The 8,413-nt window shown below is 45.4% G+C and carries 11 protein-coding genes; 7 read left to right on the top strand and 4 right to left on the bottom strand.

The features are described 5' to 3' along the window. Positions 1-426: 426 nt before the first annotated feature. Positions 427-858 carry a GFA family protein gene (locus JGK07_RS31655; protein ID WP_293187007.1) on the bottom strand — a complete coding sequence of 144 codons (432 nt, stop codon included), beginning with the start codon at positions 856-858 and terminating at the stop codon, positions 427-429. A gap of 267 nt (positions 859-1,125) precedes the next feature. Between JGK07_RS31655 and JGK07_RS31650 the strand changes: the two genes are divergently transcribed. Together JGK07_RS31650 and JGK07_RS31645 are read left to right on the top strand one after the other, a co-directional pair. Further along, positions 1,126-1,608: a hypothetical protein gene (locus JGK07_RS31650; protein ID WP_293187008.1), complete on the top strand. Its 483-nt coding sequence runs from the start codon at positions 1,126-1,128 to the stop codon at positions 1,606-1,608. Positions 1,609-1,626: 18 nt separating this feature from the next. Further along, positions 1,627-1,998 carry an AraC family transcriptional regulator gene (locus JGK07_RS31645; RefSeq protein WP_293195812.1) on the top strand — a complete coding sequence of 124 codons (372 nt, stop codon included), beginning with the start codon at positions 1,627-1,629 and terminating at the stop codon, positions 1,996-1,998. Between the two features lie 132 nt (positions 1,999-2,130). Here JGK07_RS31645 and JGK07_RS31640 read toward each other — a convergent pair whose 3' ends face one another. Then, positions 2,131-2,802 carry a VOC family protein gene (locus JGK07_RS31640; protein ID WP_293187010.1) on the bottom strand — a complete coding sequence of 224 codons (672 nt, stop codon included), beginning with the start codon at positions 2,800-2,802 and terminating at the stop codon, positions 2,131-2,133. Positions 2,803-2,835: 33 nt separating this feature from the next. After that, positions 2,836-3,213 carry a transcriptional regulator gene (locus JGK07_RS31635; protein ID WP_293187011.1) on the bottom strand — a complete coding sequence of 126 codons (378 nt, stop codon included), beginning with the start codon at positions 3,211-3,213 and terminating at the stop codon, positions 2,836-2,838. Positions 3,214-3,394: 181 nt separating this feature from the next. On the opposite strand from JGK07_RS31635, the gene JGK07_RS31630 reads away from it, so the two are divergent. From JGK07_RS31630 to JGK07_RS31610, 5 genes are all read left to right on the top strand, one after another. Further along, positions 3,395-3,613 (top strand): hypothetical protein, encoded by a 219-nt coding sequence (locus tag JGK07_RS31630; RefSeq protein WP_293192493.1) that lies wholly within the window; start codon positions 3,395-3,397, stop codon positions 3,611-3,613. 219 nt (positions 3,614-3,832) lie between these two features. Next, on the top strand, positions 3,833-6,592 hold the full coding sequence (topA, locus tag JGK07_RS31625; protein ID WP_293192490.1) for a type I DNA topoisomerase: 2,760 nt from the start codon (positions 3,833-3,835) through the stop codon (positions 6,590-6,592). Between the two features lie 155 nt (positions 6,593-6,747). Beyond that, positions 6,748-7,077, top strand: a complete 330-nt coding sequence (locus JGK07_RS31620) for a DUF6883 domain-containing protein (protein WP_293187014.1) — start codon at positions 6,748-6,750, stop codon at positions 7,075-7,077. A 1-nt stretch (position 7,078) separates the two neighbouring features. Beyond that, positions 7,079-7,327, top strand: a complete 249-nt coding sequence (locus JGK07_RS31615) for a DUF4926 domain-containing protein (RefSeq protein ID WP_180274614.1) — start codon at positions 7,079-7,081, stop codon at positions 7,325-7,327. 102 nt (positions 7,328-7,429) lie between these two features. Then, positions 7,430-7,684, top strand: a complete 255-nt coding sequence (locus JGK07_RS31610; RefSeq protein WP_293192487.1) for a hypothetical protein — start codon at positions 7,430-7,432, stop codon at positions 7,682-7,684. 28 nt (positions 7,685-7,712) lie between these two features. Here the strand turns inward: JGK07_RS31610 and JGK07_RS31605 are convergent, their stop codons facing one another. Then, positions 7,713-8,315, bottom strand: coding sequence for an MvaI/BcnI family restriction endonuclease (locus JGK07_RS31605; protein WP_293226658.1), 603 nt, complete (start codon positions 8,313-8,315; stop codon positions 7,713-7,715). Positions 8,316-8,413: the final 98 nt, after the last annotated feature.

The raw sequence follows: 8,413 nt of genomic DNA, 5'->3' as shown, positions 1-8,413 counted from the left end.
AAATTTGGAGATGTTCCAATTCCCAATCAAAATCCCAGAAATCATTTTCGGCTCCAATCTCGCATTTTTTCTCGTCTCATACCCTGATTCAGCAACGCCCTAAAATCCTGATTGAGGTACACGGGCGATCGATGAAATGACTCGATCGAGCGAAGTCACCACGTCGGACTCCCGACTGTTGCTAAGGAATGACAATTCAATATACGAGCAATTGCACATATGTTTGATTGATTGCTCGACCGCAGATGATAGGCAGATGAACACAGATAAACGCAGATAATTTCAAGAAGTGAGAGCTTGGAAATGCAATTAATTAGTCGCCTATTCATGCACTATTGATATGAACTTGTGTTATACATTTGTCAACGCTCTTCTGAAACCTAACAGCAAGAATCAGTAGCGGCAGCACCTTCACCAAAAATTGATTCAATCTACCGCATTTGAATTCTTTGGTGGCGGCATTTGGTCAAATTTAGGCAAATCTGGATTCATATAATCCCACGGTTGGGCACTAGCTGCGTAAACATCTATTGTCGGCCCAAACCAGCTCGGCTCGTCAAGACTGCCTGCCATGATGCCCATGAGTTCAGGATTTGGTGGTTTACTAAATAATCGCGCACCACAGTTGGGACAAAATCCACGACCGACAATTCCCCCACTATCGCCCGTAACATCATAGTATTTGACATCACCTGCGATCGCAACTGCATTTCGAGGAACCAGCATCGCAGCAGCATATGCAGTACCTGTCGCTTTTTGGCAATCGCGACAGTGGCAATTCCCCATCACAATTGGTTCTGCTGAACATTCGTAGCGGATATTTCCGCACATACAACCGCCAGTAAAAGGTGTTTTCATGAAAGTATCTCCTAATCCTTATCAGTTATTATGTTAACTTTCTGAATGTGTTTCGTTCCAGGATTTGCTCTGGGCGGTATAGGAATAACGGCAGTTAAAATTAGCCGTAGGGTGCGTCGCCATCGACAATCTCTCAAGTAAAATGGAAAATTTTATAGCGACGCACCTCCCACATGGGGTTAAATAACAAACATTTTTTGTAGCCAGACTTGAGAGCAATTATCGAACAGCGAGTACAATAGAAACGAGACGAGTTGGGTTTATATCATGGAGCCACCAGCGACTCATCAACCTGAAGCAAGTAGCTTGCACAATTTATCTAGCCAAAGCCTGGGTTGGAAGCATATTTTGGTCGAGCAATTCTATGAACCTCCGGGTGAGTGCAACTATGATGGCGGTGATGAACATACAATTAATTTGTCCCTTGCACCTCGTCCAGTCCGTTTGCTGCAAATCCAGGGAGAAAAAACCTATGCAGGGCTTTACAGGAAAGGTGATATTTCCATCACGCCTGCAAGGATGCCGTTGTTTGCGCGTTGGGATAGTGACGATCGCTATTTGCAGATTAAAATTGCGTCTGGTTTCATTGAAAGTGTTGCCAGAGAAGCTTTTGACATGAATCCAGATCGCCTGGAATTGCTGCCGGAATTTCGGATGCGCGATCGACAAATTGAGTCGATCAGCTTTATGCTACTTTCGGAACTACAGCAGCAAAATTTAAGCCCAAATCTCTACATCAAGTCAGTGTAAAATATTATAGCAGTGCATTTGCTCAGACAATACTTTACTACCAAACCTCGCCTGACAATTTACGAGGGCGGTTTACCTCAGCGTCAATTGTTGCAAGTCTTGGAATACATAAACGAACATCTAAGTCAAGACATTAAGCTCGCTGATTTGGCTGCGTTGCTGGGGATGAGTCAGTTTCATTTTAGTCATATGTTTAAAGTGGCGGTGGGAATAGCTCCCTATCAGTATCTGCTTCAACAACGGATCGAACGGGCGAAGGAGTTGTTACAGCAAAAAGAGCGATCGATCGCGGAAATTGCCTTAGAATGTGGGTTCAACAGCCACAGCCATTTGAGCAAACAGTTTCGGCAGTTGACGGGGATGACTCCTACAGCTTATAGAGATCGTTAAACAAGATTGCATAAATATTTGATTAATAAATGAACCGCAGATTAAAGGCAGATAAACACAAATAAATGTAGATAATTTCTAGATTAGTTGGGAATGAATGGAAGATGTCCACTGTTAGCTTGCAACTTGACATTACCAACTGATAATCAGCGGCAATCCCGGTCGAAAATCTACTTGTTTACCATGCACTTCTCCATCAAAGCCTAGCTCCAGAAAATACTCGGTTCCTTTCCTTAACTTGACCTGATTTGTATCAATTACTGCTTGCAGTTCTGGTGACGGATTATTCGCAGCAGGACTTACTAATTCTACACGAGTAATTTCGCGGAAACCAACACCGTGATTCAGGGGCTGTAATTTCTCAGTAGAGGATGAATCTGGACGTTTTCCCCAGGGAGTTTGAAACAGCATCGGCTCAGTTAAATTATCACTATTTGTGGCTACCGCGATGCTGATTGTTTCAGGTAAATAGGGCGGACGATATGCCCAACTAGAAAATGCTACTGTGTCCTCAGAACCTGTGGTTGAACGCAAACAGATGCCGAAGGGACAGGCGCCATTATTGCGATTTGTCGATCGCTCCCAAAGACGAGTCCGATAAATAGGCTCAGATTGCGCCTCCTCTGGATCGCGCACCCACAACAGTTCCAACATGGCGTTATGGAAAAAGAAACAGCGATTCGTGGTACCTTGTCCAACGTGAATGCGAGACGAGCCCTCGACTAAACCGAGGGATGAAAGGCGATCGGCGATCGGGGCACCAATATCAGTTAAGATGAAGATATGGTCGAATTCAAATGCCATAATTTTTTAGCTATTCGGTGTGCGCTGGCATGATTAAGCAGAGGTTTGTACCGATTGATATGGTTGGATCAAAATTTCAGCCGGAACCCCCAATTCTTGATGCAACTTCCGAATCATCTCCAAGGTTAGAGAACGTTTGCGAGATAGCACTTCAGAGACTCTAGCTTGACTGCCAAGACATACCTCTAAATCATGACGAGACCATCCACAGGTATCCATATAATATTGAATTGCTGCGATTGGATCTGGTATTTCAATGGGGAAGTTTGCCTTCTCATAAGCTTCCACTAAGGTACTGAGGATATCTAATCGATCGCATTCTGGGGTATTGGGGGCTGCATCAAACAGTGATTCAATTGATCGCAGGGCTTCCTGATAATCTGTTTCTGTTTTAATTGGGTGTAATTCCATACATCAACCTCTTTTTAGATAGTTTCCGCATCTATTATTTTAGAGTGCTGGCATTCATTCGCTTTCCCATCTTTAAATACATCTGCGTTAATCTGTGTTTATCTGCCTGACATCTGCGGTTGTTCTATCAATCAAAGATTTACGTAATCTTGCCGAGTATTTATAATAACGCGATCGCAAAATGGTATCAAGAATTAGTCCACAATATCTGATGTTAGCTGGTGAGTGCGATCGACTATTCGACCAATTCTCGATCGCATTTCAAGTCTTGTTTGCGGGGAAACCATCAAATCTTGCCCAATCTCAAATCTCAAATCTCAAATCTACAACAGAGGAACCATCCGCCCGCATCCAGCAGTCTCAGCATCCAGTTACCGCCAATTCTGCTAGAGTCAGGTGAGAGACATTCCGTGCATCTTGCAGAGACAAGGGTTCCTGGTCTTTGCCCCAAAAGCAGTAAAATCCCATCAGCTTGTGACCTGCAACCCGATCGGCAGTAACTTAAACATTAAGGTAATTTGAAATCATCCCCTAAAGTTCCCCTAAGCCTTGACATCCGACCTACACTCTGTAAATTAGACACTCTAACTGCGCCGCCATCCATATATAAAAAGATGCCATGTCAACTTTAGTTATCGTCGAATCTCCCACCAAAGCCCGTACCATTCGTAACTTCCTGCCCTCTACGTACCGGGTAGAGGCATCTATGGGCCACGTCCGAGACCTCCCATCCTCCGCCGAAGAAATACCAGAAGCCGTTAAAGGTGAAAAATGGGCGCAACTCGGCGTCAACGTGGAGGCAGATTTTGAACCGCTTTACGTCATCCCCAAAGATAAAAAGAAAATTGTTAAAGAACTCAAAGATGCGCTAAAAGACGCCACAGAACTGATTCTAGCCACTGACGAAGACCGGGAAGGCGAAAGCATTTCCTGGCATTTGCTGCAAATCCTCAAACCCAAAGTTCCCATCAAGCGGATGGTGTTTCACGAAATCACCCGCGAAGCTATCCGCGACGCCCTAACTCACTGCCGCGATATCGACAATCGAGTGGTACAGGCCCAGGAAACTCGCCGAATTCTCGATCGACTCGTCGGATACACCCTCTCTCCGCTACTGTGGAAGAAAATCGCCTGGGGTTTGTCCGCAGGGCGAGTCCAGTCAGTCGCAGTACGGCTGTTGGTACGCCGGGAACGGGAACGCCGCGCTTTCCGCCAAGGTAGCTACTGGGATTTGAAAGCAACTTTGGAAAAAAGCAAAATTTCCTTTGATGCCAAACTCGTGACAGTCGGGAATGTAAAAGTTGCCAACGGTAGCGATTTCGATGAAAATACCGGACAGATTACCGCAGGCCGCCGCGTACTTTTGCTGAACGAAGACCAGGCGCGGGCTTTACTCGCACGCATTCAAAACAAACCCTGGACTGTCGGTAATATCGAAGAACGGCCAGTCACCCGCAAACCGTCGCCGCCGTTTACGACCTCGACTTTACAGCAGGAGGCTAACCGGAAGTTGAGACTGGGTGCGCGGGAAACTATGCGAATTGCCCAAAGTTTGTACGAACGCGGTTTTATCACCTATATGCGGACGGATTCGGTGCATTTATCCGAACAGGCGATTACTGCCGCCCGCAGTTGCGTGCAAGAACTTTACGGTAGCGAATACCTCAGCCCCCAACCGCGCAAATACACGACGAAAAGCAAAGGCGCCCAGGAAGCCCACGAAGCTATTCGCCCCGCCGGCAGCACTTTTCGGACTCCGCAGCAAACGGGATTGGATGGGATTGATTTCCGCCTCTACGATTTGATTTGGAAGCGGACAGTGGCTTCTCAAATGGCAGATTCGCGCCAAACTCACGTCACGGTATTAACTCAGGTGGAAGATGCCGGTTTCCGTTCTAGCGGGAAACGCATTGATTTTCCGGGCTTTTTGCGCGCTTATGTGGAAGGTTCCGATGACCCGAATGCGGCGCTGGAAGACCAGGAGGTGATTTTGCCGGCGCTGAAGGTGGGGGATAAGCCTAATTGCAAGGATGTAGAGGCTGTGGGACACGAAACTCAACCTCCCGCCCGCTACACGGAGGCTTCTCTGGTGAAGATGTTGGAAAGTGAGGGTGTGGGCCGTCCGAGTACCTATGCGAGTATTATCGGTACAATTGTCGATCGAGGATACGCGAAATTAATAGCTAACGCGCTAATTCCGACCTTCACCGCTTTCGCCGTCACGACTTTATTAGAAACACATTTCCCCGACTTAGTAGACACGGGTTTTACTTCCCGCATGGAACAAACCCTCGATGAAATTGCCACCGGCGAGGCGAAATGGCTGCCGTATTTGCAAAAGTTTTATACAGGGGAAACGGGACTCGCAACCCAAGTTAAGGAACAGGAAAGTCAGATTGACGCGAAAGTTGCTCGAACTGTGGTATTGGAGAATATCACGGCAAAAGTTTGCATCGGTAAATACGGCGCTTACCTCGAATCTGAAAACGAAGAAGGCCAGGTGAAAGCATCGATTCCCCAGGATTTGACTCCGGCAGATTTAGACCCGGAAAAAGTGGAGTTTCTGTTAAAGCAAAAGACGGAAGGGCCAGAAAAATTAGGTCTGCACCCGGACACTGGGGAACCGATTTATGTGCTGATTGGCAATTACGGCCCCTATGTTCAGTTGGGGGATGTTTCGGAAACGAACAAGAAACCGAAGCGTTCTTCTTTACCGAAGGGGACGGATAAGGATAGTGTGACGGTTGATATGGCGGTGAGTTTGTTGACTCTACCTCGGTTGTTGGGCACTCACCCGGATACGGGGGCGAAGGTGCAGGCTAATTTGGGGATGTACGGCCCTTATGTGGTACACGACCAGGGTAAGGTTGGTAAGGATTATCGATCGATCAAGGTTCCTGATGATGTTTTGACTATAACGCTCGATCGGGCTTTAGAGTTATTATCGCAACCGAAAGCCGTGCGCGGCAGCAAATCAACGACACCATTGAAGGAATTGGGCGCGCATCCAGAATCGGGAGAGCTCATCAATGTTTACGACGGCCGCTACGGCCCCTACGTCAAACATGGGGATATCAATGCTTCTTTGGCTAAGGATGAATCTTTGGAGAATTTCACCTTACAAAAAGCATTGGATTTGTTAGCAGCGAAGGAAGCTGCGGGCGGCGGAAAATCTAGCAAGTCGAAGAAGTCAACTAAGACTACTGCGGCGAAGTCGGAAACTGCGGCGAAGAAAACGACTACTGCGAAGAAAACCACTGCGGCGAAATCGGAAACTGCGGCGAAGAAAACTACTGCGGCAAAGTCGGAAACCGCTGCGAAGAAAACCACTGCTAAGAAGGCGACGACTGCTACGGCGAGTAAGAAGAAAACAGAGTGAAATTAGTAAGGAGACGTTGAAATTAGTAAGGACACAGCAGTGCTGTGTCCCTACAAAACTCACGGATTTCTTTTGGATGATGCGTTATCGAAGAAATAGAAACTTTTTGGCTGCTGTATTGCACGAGCAAAATAAAAGGATGGAGAGATTTCAGGGTGAAGATTCCAAAAGATGCGGTCATCCCAGACGATAAGATAACTGGTTATCTGCTGGTACACAAAGCCAGAAATGATAAGTCAAAATTCTTGGCACGGGCTGGATTTACCTCAGAAAACCCAGAAGCGCTGAAAGCAGCCATCCAGTCAGTTGTGGGAGTAGGTGAGGCGATTGAAGAGAGGAATAACGAGTATGGAATCTTTTATCGAGTTGTAGGAGAACTCGTTGGTACAAATGGTATAAACCTATCTGTCGTTACAATTTGGCTGCAACGACGGATTGATGGAAAATTTCAGTTTGTGACGCTACAACCTTTTAAGGAGAATTAAGATGATTCTAAAGCTATATCAGGAAGTTGCTTTAACTCGTGACTTACCAGAATATCAACTCAGAGCAGGAGATATTGCCACATTGGTTGATTTTGTTCCTCATCCTAGTGGTGGTGAAGAAGGCTGTCTGTTGGAAGTATTTAATGCTGTTGGTGAGTCTCTTACAGTTATAGCCGTCCCTATCTCTACTGTAGAAGTTCTCCGCCCTGATGAAATCTTAACTGTTCGTTCTTTGGCAACAGCAGGTTAATATTGATTCACATCCAGGTTGTAGAAACCGTGGCATCGGAACATTTTGTTTTAATGATATGATCAAGACTATCCATGTAGTAATTCGAGTAATTGAATCACCATGATATCTGAACTTATGGTACAACCTTCTTACTGGATAGATAGCGAGATTTCGATGCAGAAAGTCAGAAATCTTTACTTATTCAAATTTACGGAAAACCTGCAAGCCAGATTGGAAGAATTAGCCGAGAGAAAAAAGGCTAATCTTTTAACTTCAGAAGAGGTTGTAGAATTAGCAAGTTTACTCGAACTCGATCGAATTTTTACCTTAATTAACGCTAAAGTTATAGCAGCCTCATGTCATTTAGACACTTAATTAATTAGCAGTGCCAATCAAAAATAGGTTAAGGCTTGACAGGCAGTGGAACAGAATACCCCTCTCCTAATATATGTGCGACAAACTTAGTTCGAGCGTAGAAAGCACGAGAGGTGCTGCCATGCCCTTGCCCCTTAGTTCTTGGCTGCACAAGTTTGCCCATTTTTCCACTAAGACTTGAAAACCCTTGAGTTATAATTGTTTCCCGAACAAGGTTGTAGTCTGCTTTCACTTGCTCGTAAATTGTAGGATTATCAAGATCGAAGGAAGCTACTGAATGCACAAAAGAACAATTATCTGCTTGGCTCTCAAATACCCGTGCAACAACAACCATTTTCTGTAGTTTGTTGAAGAGATGGCTTTCCTCAAATTCTTTGTTTTCCACCTCTACTGGATCTATCATCGTGATTGCCATCGTTTCTTTGACTCTGAGTTCTCCTGTTCGTTTACGTATTAGTGGAACTAGCTTTAGCTCCCAACTACCAAAATTAGGCGATCGAGATGAGTTAAGGGCTAATCCCAAGTAGCGTTCAATTGTATGCCCAGCCCAACCCTTGTTTTTCTTATCTTCTTTACTCCAAACCGTTATACGGTATTGATCTGCTAGTTGTCGAAGATCTTGACCTACCAATGGGCTCTCCAGAACTTATGGTGATAATTTTATCTAATGCAAGAAACAAGCTAATACGCGATTTCTAAAATTATCAAAATTAGAAAAGCCATACCCTT

The sequence above is a fragment of the Microcoleus sp. PH2017_24_DOB_U_A genome (assembly GCF_020738205.1).
Classification (GTDB): Bacteria; Cyanobacteriota; Cyanobacteriia; order Cyanobacteriales; family Microcoleaceae; genus Microcoleus.
Note: the sequence above shows the minus strand (reverse complement) of the source record. Positions and strands in the feature narration are given on the sequence as shown.

Excerpts from the sequence above, each read along its gene's own strand:
- JGK07_RS31655 (WP_293187007.1), bottom strand. The coding sequence starts at position 858 with ATGAAAACACCTTTTACTGGCGGTTGTATGTGCGGAAATATCCGCTAC.
- JGK07_RS31650 (WP_293187008.1), top strand. The coding sequence starts at position 1,126 with ATGGAGCCACCAGCGACTCATCAACCTGAAGCAAGTAGCTTGCACAAT.
- JGK07_RS31640 (WP_293187010.1), bottom strand. The coding sequence starts at position 2,802 with ATGGCATTTGAATTCGACCATATCTTCATCTTAACTGATATTGGTGCC.
- JGK07_RS31635 (WP_293187011.1), bottom strand. The coding sequence starts at position 3,213 with ATGGAATTACACCCAATTAAAACAGAAACAGATTATCAGGAAGCCCTG.
- JGK07_RS31630 (WP_293192493.1), top strand. The coding sequence starts at position 3,395 with ATGGTATCAAGAATTAGTCCACAATATCTGATGTTAGCTGGTGAGTGC.
- topA (WP_293192490.1), top strand. The coding sequence starts at position 3,833 with ATGTCAACTTTAGTTATCGTCGAATCTCCCACCAAAGCCCGTACCATT.
- JGK07_RS31615 (WP_180274614.1), top strand. The coding sequence starts at position 7,079 with ATGATTCTAAAGCTATATCAGGAAGTTGCTTTAACTCGTGACTTACCA.
- JGK07_RS31610 (WP_293192487.1), top strand. The coding sequence starts at position 7,430 with ATGATATCTGAACTTATGGTACAACCTTCTTACTGGATAGATAGCGAG.